Raw genomic sequence first — 22,789 nt, 5'->3', positions numbered from 1 at the left:
GCGGCTTCTTCAGGCCTTTCCGTGGACGGACATCAGACGGCGGTCGGTCGGCGGTCAGTGCTGGTAGCCGTAGACGCCACGTGCCTGGTCACGGACGAGGCGGCCCTTCTCCAGCTCGATGACGCGCTTGCGCATCTGGTCCACGATGTTCTGGTCGTGCGTCGCCATGACCACGGTGGTGCCCGTCCGGTTGATCCGGTCGAGCAGCTTCATGATGCCGACGGAGGTCTGCGGGTCGAGGTTGCCGGTGGGCTCGTCCGCGATGAGGAGCTTGGGCCGGTTCACGAAGGCTCTCGCGATGGCCACGCGCTGCTGCTCACCGCCGGACAGCTCACCGGGCCTGCGGTCCTCCTTGCCGCCGAGCCCGACGAGGTCGAGCACCTGGGGCACGGACTTGCGGATCTCGCCCTTGGACTTGCCGATGACCTCCTGCGCGAAGGCGACGTTCTCGGCGACCGTCTTGTTGGGCAGCAGGCGGAAGTCCTGGAAGACGGTCCCCAGCTGGCGGCGCATCTGCGGCACCTTCCAGTTGGAGATGCGGGCGAGGTCCTTGCCCAGCACGTGCACCTGGCCCTGGCTGCACCGCTCCTCGCGGAGGACCAGCCTCAGGAAGGTGGACTTTCCGGAGCCGGAGGACCCCACGAGGAACACGAACTCGCCCTTCTCCACTTCCAGGGAGACGTCCCTGAGGGCGGGGTGGGTCTGCTTGGGGTAGACCTTGGAGACATTGTCGAATCGGATCACGGGTGCACCACGGGTAGCCGGGGGTAGGTGAGCGTGACCATACGCGACCCGGGTGTGCCCGCGCAGTCGGCGTCCGGGGTTGCGCGAGGCTTGCACGTTTTGTCGCGGATTTGAAGGGCTGGAACGCACAAGGTCGGGGCAGGATAAGGCGAGCCGCGCCGAATCCCGCGGAACCTGGCACAGTGGAGGGGGAACGTTCTAGTTTCCCGAGGCGTTGTGTCTGTGGAAGCCGGTGCAAGGAGGGCGAGCGCATGACGTACGACCGGTTGGTGTGCGCGAACTGCGCGGCGCCCGTGAACGAGGGCCGCTGTCCCGTCTGCCGTGCGAACCGCGCGCGGCTGCAGCAGGAGAACCCCTGGGGCAATCTGAACCCCATGGCGTTGATCGCCCTGCTCGCGGTGCTGATCGCGGCGCTGGCGCTGGTGGCGCACCAGACCGCTTAGGCGGCCTGGACAAGGACACGCAGAAGGGCCCGGAGCGACATGCTCCGGGCCCTTCGTCGTACGACGTGCGTACGGACCGTACGGGGACGGTTACCGTCAGGCGATCGTGCCGTTGCGGCCGTTCCCGAGGCGCGGGAGGACGCGGAAGGCGATGCCGCCGGCGATCATCGTCGCGGCGCCGATCAGCAGGAACGCGGTCTGGCCGGCACCGGTCTCGGCGAGCTCGTCACCGTTGCCCTGCGCCGACGTGTCGGAGCCGGTGTCGGTGAGCGCGGAGGTGCCCGCCTCCTGGGCGGAGGAGCCGCCGTCGGGGTCGTTGGCGTTGCCGCCGGTGGAGCCGGAGCCGCTGGTGGAGCCGCCCGTCGGGCTGTCGGTGGGCTCGTCCGTCGGCTCGGTGGGGTTGCCGGTGGGCTCGGTCGGCTCGTCGCTGGGAGGCGTCGAGGACGCCGGCGGGGAGGCCGGGGGCGTCGAGGCGGGCGGCGTCGAGGCCGGGGGCTCGCTCGTGTTCGGAGCGGTCGGGACAACGGTGTCGGTCGGGTCCGGGGAGTCGGCCCCGTCGCCGGGTGCGTCGTCGGTGGTGGTGCCGGCGCTCAGCGTCACGCCCAGGTCGAGCGCCGAGGCGGCACCCGCGGCGGTCAGCGAGGCGCCGGCGGCGATGACGGCACCGGCCGCTATGCGCGCGACACGGATCCGCGTCTTCTTGGTCATCTGGTTGCTACCCCCAGTAGCTCGTCGTCAGTGGTGCGTCCGTGTCAGGGGCGGTGATCGACAGGGGTGGCGGCTGGCGAAAGCTCAGGTCCCCCGGTTCACATGCGCCCCAGGGACACGCATGCCACGCTTCACCCTTCCCATTTTTCACAGCAACGTCAAGGCCGTTGCGAGCGCAATGTCCAACTACGGGTTCTTTACTGGGAGATGGAACCTGTGAGTGTGATGTAAAACCCAGGCATCCGGGAGTGCGCCGGGAAAGCGAAAGGCAACTACCGCCCGGTGGGCGGCAGTTGCCTTGTCGACAAAGCAATGCGTGAGACTACTTCTCCTGCTGCTTGCGCCAGCGAATTCCGGCCTCCAGGAAGCCGTCGATCTCGCCGTTGAACACGGCCTCGGGGTTGCCGACTTCGTACTCCGTGCGCAGGTCCTTGACCATCTGGTACGGGTGCAGGACGTACGAACGCATCTGGTTTCCCCAGGAGTTGCCGCCGTCGCCCTTGAGGGCGTTCATCTTCGCCTGCTCCTCCTGGCGGCGGCGCTCGAGGAGCTTCGCCTGGAGCACGTTCATCGCGGACGCCTTGTTCTGGATCTGCGAGCGCTCGTTCTGGCAGGACACGACGATGCCGGTGGGGAGGTGGGTGAGGCGGACCGCGGAGTCGGTGGTGTTGACGCCCTGGCCGCCGGGGCCCGAGGAGCGGTACACGTCGACGCGCAGCTCGGACTCGTCGATCTCGATGTGGTCGGTCTGCTCCACGACCGGCAGGATCTCGACACCGGCGAAGGAGGTCTGGCGGCGGCCCTGGTTGTCGAAGGGCGAGATCCGCACCAGCCGGTGGGTGCCCTGCTCGACGGAGAGCGTGCCGTAGGCGTACGGCACGTGCACGACGAAGGTGGTCGACTTGATGCCGGCCTCTTCCGCGTACGAGGTCTCGTAGAGCTCCGTCTTGTAGCCGTGGCGTTCGGCCCAGCGCAGGTACATGCGCTGGAGCTTCTCGGTGAAGTCGGAGGCGTCGACGCCTCCGGCCTCGGCGCGGATGGTGACGACGGCCTCGCGGGAGTCGTACTCGCCGGAGAGAAGGGTGCGGACCTCCATCTCGTCCAGCGCCTTCTTGACTGCGGTCAGCTCGTTCTCCGCCTCGGCGCGGGTGTCCGGGTCGTCCTCCTCCTCGGCCATCTCGAAGAGGATCGAGAGGTCGTCGATCCGGCCGCGCAGGGCCTCGGTCTTGCGGATCTCGGCCTGGAGGTGACTCAGCTTGCTGGTGACCTTCTGCGCCGCCTCCGGGTCGTCCCACAGAGAGGGCGCTGCCGCCTGCTCCTCAAGAACGACGACATCTGCCCTCAGCGTGTCCAGGTCCAGGACGGCCTCGATCGACTCCATGGTCGAGGAGAGGGACTTGAGCTCTTCGGAAACATCGACGACTGCCACGCCTCCAGCGTAACGGTTCCGCCAAGCGGGGAGTGCCGTGGCTGAAACGGGGGTCAGGTCACCCGGCGCCGAGCCTGGCGTCCCTGGGGGCACCGCCCCCAGACCCCCGGGCCTTTGCCCACCCACCACCCGACTCGGTCCGCCGAGAAGTGGCCCACCGGCGGCCCGTCCGACTCGGTCTCTCAAACACCGGCCCGCATCACCCAGCCCGTCCGACTCGGTCTCTCAAACACCGGCCCGCATCACCCAGCCCGTCCGGCGTTTGAGGACGAGGCCGTTCAGGCCGAAGCGGGGGTCTGGGGGCGGCAGCCCCAGGGGCGGGACGGGTAGGGGCGGGACGGGTAGGGGCGGGACGGGTAGGGGCGGCGGGGGCGAAGAACTACGGCGAAGCCGGTGCCGAGTTCTTCGTGTCCGGGGTGTTCGTGCCGGAGTCGTCCCCCGACGTCGCCGCCCACGTGCCGACTCCCACCGCCGCGACCAGCACCACCGCAGCCGCCCCCAGCGTCAGCCGCCGACGCCGCGTCGCCGCCCGGTGCCGGGCCGAACCGGGGCGCGGGGCGCCCGCCGGACGCGGAGCGCGGGCCGTGCCGCGGGGGCCGCCCGCGAGCTCGTCCGGCGCGGGCACGCGCATCGAGGTGTGCGTGTCCCGGTTGGAGTCGGCGGGCTTCGCGCCCGGCACCAGCGGCACGGCACCCCGTCGTACCCGCTCGCTGCGCGCGGGCGCGGCCACCGGGGTCTCCTCCTGCTCCGCCTCCTCCTGCTCGGTGTCCGGCTCGTCGACGTCCAGCGGGGGCATGCCGGCCAGCAGGGGCAGTTGTTCGCGCAGCCGGGCCGCGAGTTCGGAGGCGCGCAGCCGGGAGGCAGGCGCCTTCGCCAGGCACTGCACCATCAGCTGCCACAGCTCGTCGGGGATCCCGGGCAGCGGTACGACGGTCTCGGTGACATGGCGGCGCAGCACCGCGCCGGGGTGGCCGCCCCCGAACGGCGTGAATCCGGCGAGGAGTTCGTACAGGACGGTCGCCAGGGCGTAGATGTCGACGGCCGCGCGCGGGGGCAGGCCCTCGACGATCTCGGGGGCGAGGTAGTCCGGCGTGCCGATGATCTTCGTGGCGCGGGTGCGGCGCGGGGAGTCGATGAGTTTGGCGACCCCGAAGTCCGTCAGCAGCGCGGGGTGCGCGCCGCCGGGTCCGAGCGGGCCCTGCATGTCGAGGAGCACGTTCTCCGGCTTGACGTCCCGGTGGACGACACCGGCCGCGTGGGCCGCCGCGAGTCCGTCCGCGATGTCGGCGACGATCGCGACCGCCGCCTCGGGGGAGAGCCGGCGTTCCCGGTCGAGCCGGGTGCGCAGGTCGGTGCCGCGGACCAGGTCCATGACGAGGGCGAGGTCGTTGCCGTCGACGACCAAGTCCCGTACGGACACGATGTTCGGGTGCTCCAGGCCGAGCAGGGCCGTGCGCTCCTGCACGAAGCGGCCGACGAGTTCCTGGTCGGACGCGAGGTCCTCGCGCAGCAGCTTGACGGCGACGGGCCCCTCGGGCCCCTCACCCAGCCACACCGTGCCGGCGCTGCCCCGCCCCAGGATCTGGTTGGCGGTGTACCGGCTGCCGATCTTCCGTGCCAAGGCTGCTCCTACCAGACGCGTGTGCCGCTAAAACTACGCGTCAGATGAGCCAACCTTCACCGCCGAGGCGGAAATCACCCACTGGGTGTCGACAAATCACCAACACAACGTCCGACTTGGGCTTTTCGGGAGTCAGTTGCCCGCGGCCGAACCCAGATCCTTGACCCAGCCGCTCACCGTGCCGACGGTGTCGCTGATCTCCTGCCAGTAGCTCTTGCCCGTGCCGATCCAGTCCTGAAGCGGGGTCAGCTCCCACACCAGCCAGCCCGCGACGAACAGCAGGACGATCGTGAACAGACAGCCCTTCAGACAGCCCAGGCCGGGAATCTTCATCGGGTTGGCGCCGCGCTGCCGCGGCTGGCGGGGCTCGCGCTGCGGTTCCTGCGGCCGCTGGGGCTGTTGCGGCTGCGGGCGCTGCGGGGCGTACTGCTGCGGCTGTTGCTGCTGCGGATGGCCGTAGCCACCCTGCTGCTGCGGCTGTCGGCGCTGCGAGGGCCGCTGCTGCGGTTGCTGCGGGGCGGCCTGGCGGGGTTGCTGCTGGGGCTGCTGCGGGCGGGATACCTGGCGCTGGGGGCGACGGCGCAGCGGGTCCTCGCCCGGGTCGAGGTAGGGCTGGAACTGGGTCTGTTCGTTGCGGTCGCGGGCCGCGCGGAGCTGGTTCTGCCAGGGGTGCGGCTGCTCGGGGCCGGGGCCGGACGGGTTCTGCTGTCCCTGCTGTCCCTGCTGGCCGTACGGGTTCTGCGGCATGACCGTCGTCGGGTCGGCCGCGCCGCGGTTCGGCATCACGGTGGTGGGGTCGGCGGCGCCCACAGGGCCGCTGGTGTGCGGGAGGACGCTGGTCGCCGCGTTCGGGTCGTAGGCGCCCGCTCCGCGCCCGAGGACCTGTGTCGCGTCGGCGGCGCCGGGGATGCCCGGTACGGCGGCGGGCATGGGGTCGGGGGCCAGCAGCCTGCCGACGTTCTCGGCGGCGGCGATCTGCGCGGAGTTCGCGTGCACGCCGACGCCCTCGGCGACGACGCGCAGACCGCGGGCGAGGTTCTCGGCGCTGGGCCGCTCGTCCGGGTTCTTGCGCAGGCAGCGCTCGATGACCGTCCACAGGGGGTCGGGGACCGTCGAGGGGCGGCGCGGTTCGGCGCTGAGGTGCTGGTGGAGGACTTCGAGGGCGGAGCCGCCGGAGAACGGCGGGTGGCCGGTGACCAGCTCGTACAGCAGGATGCCGGCGCCGTAGATGTCCACGGCGGAGGTCTGCGGGCGGCCCTCGGCGGACTCGGGCGCGATGTACGCGGGCGTGCCGACGAACTCCTGCGTGCGGGTCAGCCCCGGGGAGTCGGCGAGGCGGGCGATGCCGAAGTCGGTGAGCAGCGGGTACATCTGGCCGCCGCCCTGCTTGAGCAGGACGTTGGCCGGCTTCAGGTCGCGGTGGACGACGCCGTCGGCGTGGCTCGCGGCCAGCGCGTCGGCGATCTGCGCGGTGAGCAGGGCGGCGCCGACGGGGCTGAAGGGGCCGTTCTCGCGCAGGTAGTGGTGCAGGTCGGGGCCCTCGACGAGGTCCATGACGAGCGCCAGGAGATCGCCCTCGACGACCAGGTCGCGGACCCGCACGATGTTCGGGTGGGTCAGGCGCAGCAGCACCGACCGCTCACGGAGGAACCGCATCACGATGTCGGGATCGCTCGCGAGTTCTTCCTTGAGGACCTTGATCGCGACGGTCTCTCCGGGCTGGCCCTGGACGGCCGCCTCGGCGCCCGCGGTCTCGCGCTGGCGGGCCCGCCAGACGGTGCCCGTGGCGCCGCGTCCGATCGACTCCTCCAGGAGGTACTTGCTGCCTACCGGCCGCACGTCTGCGCTCCCTGCTGCTTGCCTGTGTTCCGGTCCACTGTAGTGCCGCCCCTCTTGCGGCTACCTACGTAAGCGTCGCCGTACATGTTCGAAGGAAAGACGCTTACCCCGGTCTCCTGGTTGCCGAAGCCGGACATGACCGGTCTCACTCGATCACCGGCGCATCACTGGTCAGGCACTTTTGGGGACAGAGCTGACCAATCAAGATCACTTGCTGCCGGGCCCCGGGCGAGTTGTCAGTGGCAGGTGCGAGGATGCGTGCAGTACTGGCCGATGTGCTCGCGCGGGGTGGGGGAATATTCCGTGCCGGGGCAGAAGGGACCGCTGACGGCGATGCAGATCCGGCTGACCGTCGTAGACCCGCTGGGGCCGCCCGCGCAGCCGCGGGGCCGCTCCGCGAGTTGCGATGTGCTGGTCACCGCGCCCGCCGGTACGGCCCTGGCCGCGGTGGCGTCCGCGCTGGCCTCGGCGGTCTCCGCCGAGGCTGCCGCATCCCCGTCCGAGCGGAGCCGCGAGTCCGGCGGCCCGATCGTGCTGTACGCGGGCGTGGAGCGCCTCGACACCCAGCGCTGCACCCTCGGCGAGCCACCGTTGACGGACGGCGCGGTGCTGTCCCTGGGCGCCCCCGCCGAGCCGGAGGCGCATCCCGAGCTGGACGACGCCCCGACCCAGCTCCATGTGGTCGCCGGCCCGGACGCGGGCGGGGTGCACCTCCTCCATGGCGGCCAGATCCACATCGGCCGTTCCGGCGACGCCGACGTCCCGCTGGACGACCCGGACGTCTCCCGGCTGCACTGCGCGGTGACCGTCGACCCCGGGGGCCGGGTCTCGGTCGCCGACCTGGGCTCGACGAACGGCACGACACTGGCGGGCACGCGCGTGGGCACCCGCCCGGTGCGCTTCGCCCCGGGCGCGCTGCTGCGCATCGGCGAGTCGGCCCTGCGGCTGACCCCGTCCGGCGGTCCGGGAGCGCGGGCCGAGACCGCGCCCGACGGCGAGGGCCACGTGCGCGTGTCCCCCGGCACCCCGGCCGCCCCGCGCAGCGAACCGCTCGTGGTCCCGGGCCAGGGCGGCGCCCCGAGCATCGAGCACCGCGTCGTCCAGGACGGCGGGGACACCCACGCCGGCCGCTTCGGGGTGTTCGGCGAGGCCCTGCCGGACGGGGACGCCGAGGACGCGTTCTCCGCCCGTACGACGACATCCCGCATCCCCGCCGAGGACGGCTCCGGCGACCACGGCGGTCGCAAGGGCACCCCGCTCCGGGGCACCGACGTACCGCAGGGCGTGCGCAGGCGCGGCGGCATCGGCAAGTGGGCGCGCCGTCTGACGGGCGGCCGCGGCGAGCCGACGACCGAGGACCCGGAGGCGTCGTACGACTCCTACGACGAGTCCTACGCCTCCTACGACGACCAGGGCGCCGACGCGAGCGTGCCGACCCCGCCCGTCGTGCTCCAGCAGCCGGACACCTGGCCCGATCCGGCGGCCCTGCTGCTCACCGCGCTGGGCCCGGGCCCCCGGCTGTGGGAGCGCGCCCCCGGTCACCCGGAGGCACTCACCGTGCGGCTCGGCACGGCGGACCGGGCGACACCGGACGGCTCGGCGCTGCTGCCCGCGGTGCCGGTGACCTCCGGGCTCCGTGAGGTCGGCGCGCTGGGCCTGGCCGGTCCGCGCGCGCGGCTCTCGGGGCTGGCCCGCGCGGTGGTGGCCCAACTCGCCGTGCTGCACTCCCCCGACGCCCTGGAGATCGTGCTGATCAGCACGGACCGCGCGCGTTCGGTGGCCGAGCGCACCGCCGAGTGGTCCTGGCTCGGCTGGCTGCCCCACCTGCGCCCCGGGCACGGCCAGGACTGCCGGCTCCTGCTGGCCTACGACCGCGAACAGGCGACGGCGCGCACCGACGAACTGCTGCGCCGTCTGGAGGACCACACCGCCGACACGCACGGCACGGGCCGGCAGACCGTCACGTCCGGCACCTCCGGCCGCCGCACTCCGGGCATCGGCGCGCAGCGCGGCTCCACGGAGGGGCAGTCGGGGCTCTCCTCGGCAGGGGGTGTCTCCTCGCAACTCGGCCCGGCGGAGGGCGAGTCGGGAGCCGGCGCGCGTACTGCCGCCGAGGCCCAGTACCCGCGCGGGGCGACCGTCTACAGCACCAGTGACGACGCCCACCACCACCGCTCCGGCACCCCCGACGCCTCGGGCGCCGCCCGGCAGCGCCCGTCCGACACCGAGCCCGGCGACCAGGTCCGCGGTGCCGCGCATCGCCCCGCCTGGGCCCGCGCCGACGAGGGTGACGGTTCGGCGGACGGCTTCGTCGGGCCGTACACCGTGCTCGTGGTGGACGGGGATCCCGGTGGGGCCGATGTGCGCGAGGCGGTGGCGCGGCTGGCGCACGACGGGCCCCGGGCCGGCATTCACGTCGTCTGTCTCGCCGAGACGGAGGCGGCCCCGTCCGCGCCCTCGTCGCCGGTGACGGAGACCTACGAGGCGGCCTGTGCGGCGGCGCCGACCTTCCGGGAGTGCGGGGCGGTCGCGCTGCTCAGCGGCGATGTCGCGACGGCACTGCGGCTGCTGCGGGTCGCGCACGCCGGTACGGGGGCGTCACGCCCCGAGGCGGACGGCCCCGGCCCGGTCGGGCACGGCACCACCGCCGCCATGGACGCGGTCTCGCTCGCGTGGGCCGAGCGGTTCGCCCGGGCGCTGGCACCGCTCAGGGCGGAAGGTCACAGCGGCGAGCGGCACACACGCGTGTCGGCGCCGTTGCCCCAATCGGCGCGTCTGCTGGACGAGTTGGGGCTGGCCCGGGCCACCCCGGCGTCCCTGCTGACGCGGTGGGCCGACGCGGGGGACGACAAGGACGCGATCGGCGGGCGGGCCTGGGCGGTGCTCGGCGCCGGACCGCGCGGGCCGGTCAGCGCGGACCTCGCCGCCGAGGGCCCGCATCTGCTGATCGAGGGCCCGCCCGGCAGTGGCCGTACGGAGTTGCTGCGCGCGGTGGTCGCCTCGCTTGCCGCCGCCGAGCGCCCCGACCGGCTCGGCATCGTGCTGATGGACGGCCGGGACAGCGTCGGCGCTGTGGGTACCCCCTCTGGGGGAGGCGGGCACGGCGAGGGCCTGCGGGTCTGCACGGACGTACCGCATGTGACGACCCATCTGACCGCCAACGACCCTGTCCGGATGCGGGAGTTCGCGCAGTCGCTGAGCGCGGAGCTGAAGCGGCGGGCCGAGTTGCTGGGCCGGGTCGGCTTCGTGGAGTGGCACTCCCGGCACGAGGTGTCGGGGCGGATCATCGCGCAGCGTGGCACGTCCGGTGCCGGGGATCTGGACAGCGCGCCCAGTAGTGCGACGATCCGGCTGCGCCCGTCGGCGGCGGCCCGTCAACAGACCGAGGCGGCACCGCCGTTGCCCCGGCTGGTCGTGGTGGTGGACGACCTGGACGCGCTGGTGAAACCGCCGCTCGGCTCGCCCGGCCGGCCCGCCGCGGGTTCGGTGATACGCGCGCTGGAGGCGGTGGCCCGCGAGGGCGAGCGGCTCGGCGTGCACCTGGTCGCGGCGGCCGGCGTAGAGGCGCGTACGTCCGAAGTGGAACCGGCCCGGCACATCACCCTCCGTGTCACCCTCGACCCGACGGCTCAGGGGCCGGACGAACCCGCGCCGGGGCGGGGGCGGTTGCTCCTCGCGGACGGTCGGAGCACTCCCTTCCAGGGGGGCCGGGTCACGGGCCGTATCCCGCGTACGGCGACGCTCCGGCCCACGGTCGTCCCGCTGGAGTGGCAGCGCATGGGCGATCCCCCGGCCCGCCGCCCGGTCCGCGAACTGGGCAACGGGCCCACGGACCTGGCGCTCCTGGCCAGCGCGCTGGAGCGGGCGACGCGTTCGGTGTCGGCGGCGGAGGTGCCCTCGCTCCTCTGATCGTTCACAGCTCGCCCACACAACCCCACGTCACGACCCCATCACGATCGCGTACTTGACAGTGGACGTCATCTTGCCGCGTTCAAGTACCGGGCGTAGACCAGTGCGCACGGAAGCGTTCGAGCGTTCGACGAAGAACGAAGAACGGGGCAGTGATGCGCAGCACGAGCAGCACAAACCGGACACGCACCACCGTACGTACAGCGGCAGTCGTCGCCGCGGGGGCACTGGCGCTCTCGCTCACCGCCTGTGGAGGCGGCGGCGACAAGAGCGACGACAGCAAGACCAGCAGTCCCTCGGAGACCGCCGGCACGGTCACCCTCCCCAAGCTGAACGGCGCGAGCCTCGAAGTGGCCGCCGTGTGGACGGGGGCCGAGCAGAAGAACTTCAAGACGGTCCTCGCGGAGTTCGAGAAGCGCACGGGCGCCAAGGTCACCTTCGTGCCCGCCCAGGACCCGATCATCAACTTCCTCGGCTCGAAGATCGCGGGCGGCCAGCCGCCGGACGTCGCGATGCTCCCGCAGCCCGGCGCGATCAAACAGGCCGTCGACAAGAAGTGGGCCAAGCCCCTCGGAGCCGAGGCGATCGCGGAGTTGCAGAAGAACTACTCGCAGGGCTGGCAGGACATCGGCAAGGTCGACGGCAAGCAGTACGGCGTCTACTACAAGGCCGCCAACAAGTCGCTGATCTGGTACAACGCCAAGGTCTTCGAGAACGCGGGCGCCAAGGAGCCCAAGACCTGGGCGGAGTTGCTGACCACCGCGCAGACGGTCTACGACTCCGGAGTCACGCCGTTCTCGATCGCGGGCGCGGACGGCTGGCCGCTCACCGACTGGTTCGAGAACATCTATCTGTCGCAGGCGGGCCCGGAGAAGTACGACGAACTCGCCCAGCACAAGATCAAGTGGACGGACCCCTCCGTGAAGGAGGCCCTCACCACGCTCGCCCAGATCTGGGGCAAGAAGGCCTATATCGCGGGCGGTCAGAGCGGCGCGCTCCAGACCGAGTTCCCCGCGTCCGTCACCCAGACCTTCAACGGCGGCGACCAGCCGAAGTCCGCGATGGTCTACGAGGGCGACTTCGTGCAGGTCAACATCGGTGAGACGAAGGCGAAGGTGGGCACCGACGCGAAGGTGTTCCCGTTCCCGTCGGTGGGCTCCACCGCGCCCGTGGTCTCCGGCGGCGACGCGGCCGTCATCCTGAAGGACTCCAAGGCGGCCCAGGCACTGGCGACCTTCCTCGCCTCCCCGGACGCGGCGACGATCCAGGCGAAGCTCGGCGGCTATCTCTCCCCCAACAAGAACGTGCCGGACTCGGCGTACCCGAACGCGGTGCAGCGGACGATCGCCAAGTCGCTGATCGCGGCCGGTGACGACTTCCGCTTCGACATGTCCGACCAGGCCCCGCAGTCCTTCGGCGGTACGCCCGGCAAGGGCGAGTGGAAGGATCTCCAGGACTTCCTGAAGAACCCGACCGATATCGCGGGCACACAGAAGCAGTTGGAGAAGGACGCGGCGGCGGCGTACGCGAGCGGGAGCTGAGCCGGCGATGGCATCGGCAGCGGCGGAGGCCCCCGGGGCCCCCGTCCCTCCCCGCAACCGCAAGAGCGTGACCGGTACCCGCAGGACCGTGGCGGTGCTGTTCCTGCTACCCGCCCTGGTGCTGCTCGGCGCGCTCGTGGTCTACCCGATCGGGTACTCGCTGATCCGCAGCTTCGGCAACCGGGCCGGCGACGGCTTCGCCGGATTCGACAACTACAAGGCCCTGTTCACCGACGACGGCATCCGCACCGCCCTGAAGAACAACGTCATCTGGGTGATCTTCGCGCCGACGGTCGCCACCGCCCTCGGCCTGATCTTCGCGGTGCTGACCGAACGGGTGCGCTGGGGAACGGCGTTCAAGCTGGTCGTCTTCATGCCGATGGCGATCTCGATGCTCGCCGCCGGCATCATCTTCCGGCTCGTCTACGACCAGGACCCGCACAAGGGCGTCGCCAACGCGGTCTGGGTCGGCGTCCACGACACGTTCGTCTCGTCGTCGGCGTTCCCCAACGCCCACCCGGGCCGCGAGTCGCCGCTGAAGGCGGACCACGGCGCCTTCATCACGAGTACGACGGTGCACACCGGCCAGACGGTCGTCCTCCCGCTGGTCGGGGTCGCCCCCGACCAGATGCCCGACAGCGCGAAGAAGGCCGTGGCGGCCGAGCCGGAGCCGGGGAGGATCACCGGCACGACCTGGCAGGACTTCACCCGCGGCAAGGGCGTCGGCAGGCTCGGCGCGGTCGACCCGTCCGAGCTCGGCTACGGCGGGATGCGGATCGAGGCGGTCAAGGACGGCAAGGTGGTCGCCTCGACGAAGGCCGCGGGCGACGGCACGTTCACCTTGCCCGCCAAGGCCGACGGGGCCCAACTCCGGCTCCCGGCAAGCAACTTCAAGGCGCCGTACAACGGAGTGGAGTGGCTGGGCCCGTCGTTGGTGACGCCGGCCATCATCGGGTCGTACGTGTGGATGTGGGCCGGGTTCGCGATGGTGCTGATCGCGGCCGGACTCGCCGGTGTGCCACGGGAGTTGCTGGAGGCGGCACGGGTCGACGGCGCCAACGAGTGGCAGGTGTTCCGGCGGGTCACGGTGCCGCTGCTGGCGCCGGTGCTCGCGGTCGTCGCCGTCACGCTGATGATCAACGTGCTGAAGATCTTCGACCTGGTCTTCATCATCGCCCCGGGCTCCTCCCAGGACGACGCGAACGTACTGGCCCTGGAGCTGTACCGGAAGGGCTTCTCGGAGGACCAGCCCGGTGTGGCCAGCGCGATCTCGGTGTTCCTGCTGCTGCTGGTGATTCCGGTGATGCTCTTCAATGTGCGCCGACTGCGGCGGGAGGTGCGGCGATGACTGCGGATGTCGGAACTCCGGTGAATGCGGGGCCCGTTGAGGTCGTCAAGGCGCGGGAGTCGCTCGGTGGGCGGCTCGCGGCGGCGGCGAGCGGGGGCCTGGTCAGGGTGTTCCTGATCCTTGTCGGGCTGTTCTGGCTGGTGCCGACGATCGGGCTGCTGCTGTCCTCGCTGCGCAGCCCGGAGGACATGAGCGCGAGCGGCTGGTGGAAGGTCTTCAGCCAGCCCTCCCAACTCACCTTCCACAGCTACAAGACGCTGCTGGAGAACAGCGACATCACCAACTCGCTGTGGAACACCGTCCTGATCACCGTCCCGGCGACGATCCTCGTCGTGGTGATCGGCTCGCTCGCGGGCTACGCGTTCGCGTGGATGGAGTTCCCGGGCCGCGACTGGTGGTTCCTGGGCGTGGTCAGCCTGTTGGTCGTGCCGGTGCAGGTCGCGCTGATCCCGATCGCCGAACTCTTCGGAAAGATCGGCCTGTTCGGGACCATCTTCGGGGTGATCCTGTTCCATGTCGGCTACGGGCTGCCGTTCGCGGTGTTCCTGCTGCGGAACTTCTTCGCGGAGATCCCGCGTGAGCTGCTGGAAGCGGCCCGCCTCGACGGAGCCGGTGAACTCCGGCTGTTCGCACGGGTCGTGATGCCGCTCGGCGGGCCCGCGATCGCGAGCCTGGGCATCTTCCAGTTCCTGTGGGTGTGGAACGACATGCTGGTCGCGCTGGTCTTCACCAAGTCCAGCACCCAGCCGATCACGGTCGCACTCCAGACCCAGGTACGCCAGTTCGGCAACAACATCGACGTGCTGGCACCCGGTGCGTTCATCTCCATGGTGATCCCGCTGGCCGTGTTCTTCGCGTTCCAGCGGCAGTTCGTGTCCGGTGTCATGGCGGGGGCGGTCAAATAGCCCACAAATAGCAACAAACGGGGCGTAATTCGGGAGGTGGGCCGTCACCGGCCCGCCTTTTCCCGTTCACCGGGGATCCCCCGTATGCCGTACGCGCCGTAACCAAGTCACTCCATCGGCCGTTCCCGGGCAGAACGCCCGCGCCGACCGACCCATGGATGTCCCTTGCCCAGGTTCAGTGTCATTGTCCCCGCGTACAAGGTCCAGGCGTACCTGCACGAATGCCTGGAATCGGTGCTCTCGCAGTCGTATCCCGATCTGGAGTTGATCGCGGTCGACGACTGCTCGCCGGACGCCTGCGGCGCGATCATCGACGAGTTCGCGGACCGCGACGCCCGCGTACGCGCCGTCCACCTCCCCGAGAACCAGGGCCTCGGCCGCGCCCGCAACGCCGGTCTCGAACAGGCCACCGGCGACTATCTCGTCTTCCTCGACAGCGACGACACGCTCACCCCCGACGCGCTGCGCTCGATCGCCGACCGCCTCAAGGAGACCGGCGAACCGGACGTCCTCGTCTTCGACTACGCGCGCACCTTCTGGTCGGGCGAGGCCCAACGCAACAAGGTCGCCGCCCAGTTGACCGAACAGGGCCCGGCGCCCTTCCGCCTGGAGGACCGCCCCGGGCTCCTGCGGGTCATCATGGTCGCCTGGAACAAGGCGTACCGACGGGAGTTCGTCGAGCGCGAGGGCTTCGCCTTCCCGCCCGGCTACTACGAGGACACCCCGTGGACCTACCCGGTGCTGATGGCGGCGGAGACGATCGCGACCCTCGACCGGGTCTGCGTCCACTACCGCCAGCGCCGCCAGGGCAACATCCTCGGCACCACCAGCCGCCGGCACTTCGACGTCTTCGACCAGTACGACCGGGTCTTCGCGTTCGTCGACACGCGCCCCGAACTCGCGCAGTGGCGACCGGTGTTGTTCCGCCGCATGGTCGACCACCTCGCGACGGTCTTCACCAAGCCGGACCGGCTGCCGCGCGGCACCCGCGCCGAGTTCCTGCGCAACGCCCGCGCCCACTACCGCCATTACCGCATCCCCGGCACCCCGGTGCCCCTGCGCACCCGGCTGCGCCACACGTTCGTGCACTTCGGCGTGCACCGCACGTTCCGGGCCGTGCAGCGGGCGATGAGCTGGCGGCGCCGGGCGGTCAAGCTCACCGCCAAGCTGCTGCGCAATCTGCGGGCGGCCGTCCTCCAGCTCCACTACCGGGTCCAACTCCGGCTCCCGCTAAGGGATCGCGCGGTGTTCGCCGCCTACTGGGGACGCGGCCACAGCTGCAACCCGGGTGCGCTGGAGACCGCGTTCCGCACGCACGCCCCGCACATCCGCACGGCGTGGGTCGCCCGTCCCGAGCACCACCACACGATCCCGGCCGCCACCCGCAGGCTGCGCCCGAACACGGTCTCCTACTGGACGGCGCTGGCCCGCTCCAAGTACCTGGTGAACAACGTCAACTTCGACCGGCGGCTGGTCAAGCGCCCCGGCCAGGTGCTGATCCAGACCCAGCACGGCACCCCGCTCAAGCACATGGGCCTCGACCTTCAGGAACGCCCGGCCGCCGCACGGGACATGGACTTCGGCGAACTCCTCAAGGGCGTCGACAAGTGGGACCACGTCCTGTCCCCCAACCGCCACACCACCCTGACCTGGGAGCGGGTCTACCCCGGCAGCTACACCACGCTCGCCTACGGCTATCCCCGCAACGACGTGTTCCAGCAGGCGACTTCGGCCGACGTGGACCGGCTGCGCGAGTCGCTCGGCATCCCGCGGGACGCCGTCGCGCTCCTCTACGCGCCGACCCACCGCGACTACCGCCGCGTCCAGCGCGCCCACCTCGACCTCGACCGCGTGCTGCGCCGCCTCGGCCCGCGCTTCGTCGTGCTGGCCCGCGCCCACTACTGGCACGAGGGCCCGCTCGCGGCCGCCGCGTCCGGCCGGATCATCGACGTCACCGACCACCCCAGCGTCGAATCGCTCTGCCTCGCCTCGGACGCGCTGGTCACCGACTACTCGTCCCTGATGTTCGACTACGCCAACCTCGACCGCCCGATCGTCATCCACGCCGACGACTGGGAGGCCTACGAGGCGGCCCGCGGCACCTACTTCGACCTGCGGGCCTTCCCGCCGGGCGCGGTCGCGCGCAGCGAGGACGAACTGATCGACATCTTCGCGACCGACCACTGGCGCGGCTCCCGCTCGGCGCAACTGCGGGCCGCGTTCCGCGAGCGCTTCTGCCCCTACGACGACGGCCGCGCCGCCGAACGGGTCGTACGCCACGTGGTGTTGGGCGAGACGGAGCTCCCGCCGGTCGTCCCGCTCGCCGACCGCCACCCGGTCCCGTCGGCCGCCGCGAGCCGCACCCGCTCCCCACTCGCCACCGTGCCGCAGCCCACGACGTCCCTGCCCGTCACCGACCGTCTCTGAACACCGCTTCCCCACAAGGGAGTCGACATGCCCTCAAGCCCCTCGCGCCCGACCCCGACCCGGCCGACCACCTGGCGTCCGACCGGGCGCCCCGGCCACCACGCGCACTGACCCGGACCCCTCCGGACCACTGGAGAAAGAACAGAATGCCCCGCTTCAGCATCATCGTCCCGTCCCACGGGGTCGCCGGCCGGCTGGCCCTGGCCCTGGACTCGGTCCTCGCGCAGTCCTACGGCGACTTCGAGCTGATCCCGGTCTGCGACGCCCCCGGCTCCCCGGCCGCCGACGTCGCCACCGGTCACGCCGGGCGGGACTCCCGGGTGGCGCCGGTCCACTCACCGCCCTCGGCGGGCCTGAGCGGGGCACGCAACACCGGGCTGCGGGCGGCGACCGGCGCCTACGTCCTGTTCCTGGACGGCGACGACACCCTCGCCCCGGGGGCACTGGCCGCGCTGGACGCCCGGCTGACGGAGACGGGGGCCTCCGGAGACGTCGACGTCCTGTACTTCGAGCACGAGCGGACCCCGTGGTGGGAGGGCGAGCCCACCAACCCGGCGGCCCCGCCGCTGGCGAAGACCCCGGCCGGCGCCTTCTCCCCCGACCGGGCACCGCAGTTGACGGGCGTCCAGCTCCCGGCCTGGAGCGCGGCCTACCGCCGCGCCTTCCTCACCGACCACCGACTCACCTTCCCCGAGGGCCCGTTCACGGATCTCGGCTGGGGCGGCCTGGTCACCGTCGCCGCCGAGCGGGTGGCGGTGCTGCGCTCGGTCGTCGTACGGCATCTGCTGCGGCGGCAGGGCAGCCGGCTCAACCTGCCGGGCGCGCACCACCACCAACTCCTCGACCAGGTCGACCTGGTGCTGACACGGGCCGCCGAGAGCGCGCTGTCCGGCGCCCTGTTCGAGCAGCTCTTCGCGGTGGTGCTGAAGACGGCGTCCCGTCCCGAACGCCTGTCCTCCGGGCGCCGCGCCTTCTTCCGCCGGGCGGGGCGGCTGTACCGCACGCACCGGCCCGCCGACTTCCGTACGCCGGGCGGGAGTCTGGGGGTGCAGCACCGACTGCTGGCGTCGGGGGCGTACTCGGCGTTCCGGGCGCTGCGCGGCGCCAATCAGTCGGCGTCGGGAGCGGCCGAGCGGGTCCCCCGCCCCCGGATGCTCCGCACCCGGCTGCGCTACGCCCGTGACCTGCGCCGCCCGCTCGACCCCGACTTGGCCGTCTACTGCGCGTATTGGGGCCGGGGCTACGCGTGCAGCCCGGCCGCGATCCACGCCAAAGCCGCCGAACTCGCCCCGCACATCCGCTCGGTGTTCCTGGTGGACCCGGACGCGGTGGACGCCGTACCGAAGGGCGTCGAGCACGCCGTCATCGGCAGCCGGACGTACTGGGAGGTACTGGCGCGGGCCAAGTACCTGGTGAACAACGCCAACTTCGCCGAGGACGTCGTCAAACGCCCCGGCAGCGTGCACGTCCAGACGCAGCACGGGACCCCGCTGAAGAAGATGGGCGTCGACCAGTCGGCGTACCCGGTGGTGGCCGCCGCGACCGGCAGCTTCGCCAAGTTGCTGGGCCGGGTGGACCGTTGGGACTACAACATCTCCTCCAACCGCCACTCCACCCAGATGTGGGAGCGCGCCTTCCCCGGCTCGTACGAGGCGCTGGAGTACGGCTATCCGCGCAACGACGTCTACTACACGGCGACGGCCGACGAAGTGACGCGTGTACGGCGGGAGTTGGGTGTCCCGGAGGGCAGGACGGCCGTCCTGTACGCGCCCACCCACCGCGACTACCGGACCGGCTTCGACACCGGCCTCGACCTGGAGGCGTTCTGCGCGGCGGCCGGTGAGGACGTCGTCGTGCTGCTGCGCGCCCACTACTTCTACGACCAGGGCCGGGCGAAGAGCAGCGGCCGGATCATCGACGTGACCGGGCACCGCTCCTCCGAGGACGTGTGCCTGGCCGCCGACGCGCTGGTCACGGACTACTCGTCGATCATGTTCGACTACGCCAACCTCGACCGGCCGATCGTCGTGTACGCCGACGACTGGGACGTCTACCGGGAGACCCGGGGCGTCTACTTCGACCTCATGGAGGCACCGCCGGGACCGGTCGCGCGGACGCCCGAGGAACTGGCGCAGGTGTTCCGCGACGGCTCGTACGCGGGGGCCGAGTCCAGCGCGCTGCGGGCCGAATTCCGGTCCCGCTTCTGCGAGTTCGACGACGGGCTGGCCGCCGAGCGGGTCGTACGCCGGGTGTTCCTCGGCGAGCCGCCGGAGGCGATCCCGCCCGTGATCCCGCTCGCGGAGCGCGTCCCGGCCCCCGCCGCCACCCTCGTAAGGAGCTGAACCCGAAGTGCCCCGCTTCAGCGTCATCGTCCCCGTCTTCAAGGTGCAGGGCTTTCTGCGCGAGTGCCTCGACTCGGTTCTGGAGCAGTCCTACCGGGACATCGAGGTGATCGCCGTGAACGACTGCTCGCCGGACGGCTGCGGCGCGATCCTCGACGAGTACGCGGCCCGCGACCCGCGCGTCCAGGTGCTGCACCTGCCGGAGAACGTCGGCCTCGGCCGTGCCCGCAACGCCGGACTGCCCCTGGCCACCGGCGACTTCCTCTTCTTCCTCGACAGCGACGACACCCTCACCCCGGGTGCCCTGCGCGCGATGGCCGACCGGCTCGACGCGAGCGGCGACCCGGACGTCCTGGTCTTCGACTACGCGCGCACCTACTGGTGGGGCGGCACCCGGCGCAACGTCCTCGCGCACGTCCTGACGGAAGTCGACGGCACCTTCACGGTCGCCGAACACCCGGAGATCCTCGACCTGTTGATGGTCGTGTGGAACAAGGTGTACCGCCGCGAGTTCGTGCACAAGCACGCCTTCGAGTTCCCGCCGGGCTACTACGAGGACACGCCGTGGACGTTCCCGGTGCTGCTCAGCGCCGAGCGGATCGCCACCCTGGACCGGATCTGCCTCAACTACCGGCAACGGCGGCAGGGCAACATCCTGTCCACCACCAGCCGCAAGCACTTCGACATCCACGACCAGTACGAGCGGGTCTTCGCGTTCGTCGACTCCCGCCCGGAGCTGGCGAGTTGGCGCCCCTACCTGCACCGCAAGATGGGCGAGCACTGTCTCGACATCCTCAGCAAGCCGGACCGGCTGCCCCCGTCCGACAAGGCCGAGTTCTTCCGCCGTACGGCCGAGCTGTTCGCCAAGCACAAGCCGGCGGGCGGCGGGACGGTGGACGCCGAAGTCCGTGTCCTGGAGGGGAGTTACGCGAAATACCGGGTCAGGCGGCAGGCAGGGCGGGCCGCACGGCAGCTCGAACGACGGGCGGTGCAGGCACGCAAGTCGGCGGCCGGGCGGGTCAAGGGCGGCTGGGGCGCGCTGCACGGCCGCCGCTCGCTCGACCCCAACCTCGTTGTGTACTCGGCCTTTTCGCACCGCGGGGTCCTCGGCGACCCGGCCGCCGTGTACTACCAGGCGAAGGAGATCGCCCCGCAGCTCCGGGGTGTCTGGGTCGTCCAGGACGCGGAGCAGGCCGCGTTGCTGCCGCCCGGCGTCGAGCACGTGCTCCTCAACACCCTGCGGTATCGCCAAGTCACCGCGCGCGCCAAGTACTTCGTCAACAACGTCAACTGGCCCGGCACCCTCACCAAGCGCCCCGGCAGCGTCCACATCCACACCCACCAGGGCACCCCGCTCAAGTACATGGCGGCCGACCTGCTGGACAAGCCCGGCGCCCGGTACGGCGTCGACGTGCCGCAGATGCTGCGCCGCGCCGACCGCTGGGACCACAGCCTGGTCGCCAACCGGCACTCGGAGCTGGTGTGGGAGCGGGCGTACCCGTGCCACTTCGCCTCGGCGCGGACGGGCAGCCCGCGCAACGACGTGCTGGTCGGCGCAACTGCCGAGGCGGGTAAGGCCGTTCGCGCGCGACTCGGCATCCCCGACGGGCACACGGTCGTGCTGTACGCGCCGACCCGGCGCGAGTACGTCAGGGGCGGGCACATCGACCGGCTGGACCTGGCCCGGTTCGCCGAGGACCTCGGCCCGGAGCACACCCTCGTCGTACGTCTGCATCCGTCCCTCGCGACCGGGCCCGCGCGCGGGATGGGGCTCGCGGACCTGCACCGGCGGGGTGTTCTGGTCGACGCGACCGACGAACCCTCCGTGGAGGACGTCATGTTGGCGTCCGACGCGCTGGTCACCGACTACTCGGCCCTGATGTTCGACTACGCCAACCTCGACCGGCCGATCGTGCTGCACGCCGACGACCGGGAGGCGTACGCGGCGAGCAGGGGAACCTACTTCGACGTCACCGCCGCGCCACCGGGTCATGTGTCCGGTTCCTACCGGGAGTTGGCGTGGCTGTTCGCCTCGGGTGCCTGGCGGGACGAGGACTCGACGCGGTTGCGGACCGAATTCCGGTCGCGGTACTGCGAGTTCGACGACGGGAACGCCGCCGAGAGGGTCGTACGGACGCTATTGCTGGGCGAGGAGGGCCCGCTGCCGCGAGACGGATCCGGCGCGCGGGTCCCCAACCCGGCTGTCGGGCACGACCAGTTGGCGTCCTCATGAGGCCGCGCACCTGGGTGCTGGTGCTGGCCGCCGTGTTCGCGGTGCTCCAACTCGCCAATGTCACCGGGCGGGCCACCCCCGACACCAAGAACTACCTGTCGTACGCGATGAGTCTGCGGGGCGCGAGCGAGCACGAGGCGGCGGCCGTCGCCATCGACTACGCCTGCGCGAGCAACGGGGCGACCGCGCGGCGCGACCAGAGCGTCAACGTGCTGAACTTCCACGGCAAGGACCCCGCCGCGCGGGTCGCGAAGAAGTGCCGGGCCGCGCAGTGGCGGGCGGTGGACGCGCAGGTGCGGGCCGGGTACAGGGGCGGGTTCATCACGCCGTTCATGCCCGAGCGGTTCATGCGGATCTTCGAAGTGCGGCCCGGATACCCGGTGTTCCTGGTGCCGTTCGTGACGCTGCTCGGTCCGGTGTGGGGGTTGTGGTCGGCGAGTGTCGTCCTCACCGTCGCGGGCGGGATCCTCGTCTTCCTGATCCTGCGCACGCTGTCGGTGTCGGTGCCGCTCGCGCTGACCGGGCAGGCCCTCTACTACGTCCTGCCGATCGGGACGACCGCGATGCGTCCGATGGCAGAGGGGCTGATGACGGCCCTGACGCTGGCGGTGCTGTGGGGCTGCGCGCTGGTGCTGCAAGGGCGCCGGACGCGCGTCGGGCTCGCCCTGGTCGGCGGCTCCCTGCTCCTCCTCTTCACCGTCAAGCACTCGCAGGCCCTGTTCCTCGGGCTGTGCCTGGGCGGTGCGGGGGCGCTGGTCGCCGTACGGCAGCGACAGCGGCGGGCGGTGGCGGCGGTCGCGGCGCTCGGCGCGGTGGCGGCCGTAGGGACTCTGGTGGTGGCGGGGCTGCTGCACTATCCGTCGCAGACCGACAGCCTCCAGGATCTGCTGACCGATCACTACGCGCGGCCCGACCGCGCCCGGCTGTGGCCCGAATTCCTGCACCTGGAAGGGAACTTCTGGCTGGAGTGGACGCGGCAGCAACTGTGGCAACCGGTGCTCGCGGCGGCGCTCGGCGCCGGGGCGTGGGGTGCGTCGCGGCGGCCGGCGTTCGGGGTGTTCCTGGTCGGGGCCGCGTTCACGGGGATTCTCACGCAGGCCGCGCATCCGGACATCAGTGTCTGGGGTGGGCGGTTGATCGTGCTGGTGTGGCTGTTGCCGGTGGTGGGGGTGCCGTTGTTGCTGGAGAGCGTGGTGCGGGGGAAGGCGGTCGCGGCTGTGGCGGCGTCGGTGCCGGCCCCGGTTCCCGGGCAGGGGCTCGGGGAGCACGCGCGATCGGTGACGTGACGCGGGCGACCCCG

At 71.5% G+C, this 22,789-nt stretch carries 14 protein-coding genes; 9 read left to right on the top strand and 5 right to left on the bottom strand.

Features of this window, described 5'->3' with window-relative positions; genetic code table 11:
- Positions 1–54 precede the first annotated feature (54 nt).
- Entirely contained in the window at positions 55–744 is a 690-nt protein-coding gene (gene ftsE / locus ACIRRY_RS47710; protein WP_403986026.1) for a cell division ATP-binding protein FtsE, read from the bottom strand.
- A 251-nt stretch (positions 745–995) separates the two neighbouring features.
- On the opposite strand from ftsE, the gene ACIRRY_RS47705 reads away from it, so the two are divergent.
- Positions 996–1,187: a hypothetical protein gene (locus tag ACIRRY_RS47705; protein ID WP_019056429.1), complete on the top strand. Its 192-nt coding sequence runs from the start codon at positions 996–998 to the stop codon at positions 1,185–1,187.
- A 96-nt stretch (positions 1,188–1,283) separates the two neighbouring features.
- On the opposite strand, the gene ACIRRY_RS47700 is transcribed toward ACIRRY_RS47705, so the two are convergent.
- The 4 genes from ACIRRY_RS47700 to ACIRRY_RS47685 all read right to left on the bottom strand — a co-directional run bounded on the left by ACIRRY_RS47700 (position 1,284) and on the right by ACIRRY_RS47685 (position 6,784).
- On the bottom strand, positions 1,284–1,895 hold the full coding sequence (locus ACIRRY_RS47700) for a hypothetical protein (RefSeq protein WP_403986023.1): 612 nt from the start codon (positions 1,893–1,895) through the stop codon (positions 1,284–1,286).
- Positions 1,896–2,217: 322 nt separating this feature from the next.
- Positions 2,218–3,324, bottom strand: a complete 1,107-nt coding sequence (prfB, locus tag ACIRRY_RS47695; protein WP_403986020.1) for a peptide chain release factor 2 — start codon at positions 3,322–3,324, stop codon at positions 2,218–2,220.
- A 379-nt stretch (positions 3,325–3,703) separates the two neighbouring features.
- Positions 3,704–4,945 (bottom strand): serine/threonine-protein kinase, encoded by a 1,242-nt coding sequence (locus ACIRRY_RS47690; protein WP_403986017.1) that lies wholly within the window; start codon positions 4,943–4,945, stop codon positions 3,704–3,706.
- 132 nt (positions 4,946–5,077) lie between these two features.
- Complete coding sequence (locus ACIRRY_RS47685; protein WP_403986014.1) at positions 5,078–6,784, bottom strand: serine/threonine-protein kinase; 1,707 nt, start codon at positions 6,782–6,784, stop codon at positions 5,078–5,080.
- Between the two features lie 333 nt (positions 6,785–7,117).
- Between ACIRRY_RS47685 and ACIRRY_RS47680 the strand changes: the two genes are divergently transcribed.
- The 8 genes from ACIRRY_RS47680 to ACIRRY_RS47645 all read left to right on the top strand — a co-directional run bounded on the left by ACIRRY_RS47680 (position 7,118) and on the right by ACIRRY_RS47645 (position 22,775).
- Complete coding sequence (locus ACIRRY_RS47680; RefSeq protein ID WP_403986125.1) at positions 7,118–10,693, top strand: FHA domain-containing protein; 3,576 nt, start codon at positions 7,118–7,120, stop codon at positions 10,691–10,693.
- 155 nt (positions 10,694–10,848) lie between these two features.
- Positions 10,849–12,234: an ABC transporter substrate-binding protein gene (locus tag ACIRRY_RS47675; RefSeq protein WP_403986011.1), complete on the top strand. Its 1,386-nt coding sequence runs from the start codon at positions 10,849–10,851 to the stop codon at positions 12,232–12,234.
- A gap of 7 nt (positions 12,235–12,241) precedes the next feature.
- Complete coding sequence (locus ACIRRY_RS47670) at positions 12,242–13,582, top strand: carbohydrate ABC transporter permease (RefSeq protein ID WP_403986008.1); 1,341 nt, start codon at positions 12,242–12,244, stop codon at positions 13,580–13,582.
- On the top strand, positions 13,579–14,487 hold the full coding sequence (locus ACIRRY_RS47665; RefSeq protein WP_403986005.1) for a carbohydrate ABC transporter permease: 909 nt from the start codon (positions 13,579–13,581) through the stop codon (positions 14,485–14,487). Before ACIRRY_RS47670 ends, ACIRRY_RS47665 begins: the two co-directional genes overlap by 4 nt.
- A gap of 165 nt (positions 14,488–14,652) precedes the next feature.
- A complete protein-coding gene (locus ACIRRY_RS47660) occupies positions 14,653–16,914 on the top strand; it encodes a CDP-glycerol glycerophosphotransferase family protein (RefSeq protein WP_403986002.1) in 2,262 nt (753 codons plus the stop codon).
- 146 nt (positions 16,915–17,060) lie between these two features.
- Positions 17,061–19,256, top strand: a complete 2,196-nt coding sequence (locus ACIRRY_RS47655) for a CDP-glycerol glycerophosphotransferase family protein (protein ID WP_403985999.1) — start codon at positions 17,061–17,063, stop codon at positions 19,254–19,256.
- A 7-nt stretch (positions 19,257–19,263) separates the two neighbouring features.
- Entirely contained in the window at positions 19,264–21,489 is a 2,226-nt protein-coding gene (locus ACIRRY_RS47650) for a CDP-glycerol glycerophosphotransferase family protein (RefSeq protein ID WP_403985996.1), read from the top strand.
- The gene (locus ACIRRY_RS47645) at positions 21,486–22,775 is read left to right on the top strand and encodes a hypothetical protein (RefSeq protein WP_403985993.1); all 1,290 of its coding nucleotides are present in this window, start codon (positions 21,486–21,488) and stop codon (positions 22,773–22,775) included. Before ACIRRY_RS47650 ends, ACIRRY_RS47645 begins: the two co-directional genes overlap by 4 nt.
- The last annotated feature ends 14 nt before the right edge of the window (positions 22,776–22,789 follow it).

Origin of the sequence: Streptomyces sp. NPDC101776 (genome assembly GCF_044766845.1) — a bacterium.
Taxonomy (GTDB): Bacteria; Actinomycetota; Actinomycetes; order Streptomycetales; family Streptomycetaceae; genus Streptomyces.
This window is presented reverse-complemented; position numbering and strand designations above follow the sequence as displayed.